We start from the raw sequence: 220 nt of genomic DNA, 5'->3' as shown, positions 1-220 counted from the left end.
GTGCTCCTGCTCAAGGTGGCATGGGTAACAACCAACAGCAAGGTGGTTGGGGTCAGCCACAGCAGCCACAACAACAGCAACAACAATACAGTGCTCCCGCTCAACAGCAGCCAAAAGCACCTCAACAAGCACCTCAGCAGGCTCAACCTCAATATAATGAGCCGCCAATGGATTTTGATGATGACATCCCATTTTAGATCCTGTTTTTAATATATTATAA

Annotated in this window: 1 pseudogene; it reads left to right on the top strand. The window is 46.8% G+C overall.

Features of this window, described 5'->3' with window-relative positions:
- Positions 1-197: pseudogene (locus AB4517_RS03775) on the top strand (single-stranded DNA-binding protein); the annotation flags it as partial.
- Positions 198-220 lie beyond the last annotated feature (23 nt).

Source organism: Vibrio sp. 10N.222.52.C3 (assembly GCF_041474195.1).
Lineage (GTDB): Bacteria > Pseudomonadota > Gammaproteobacteria > Enterobacterales > Vibrionaceae > Vibrio > Vibrio crassostreae_C.
This window is presented reverse-complemented; position numbering and strand designations above follow the sequence as displayed.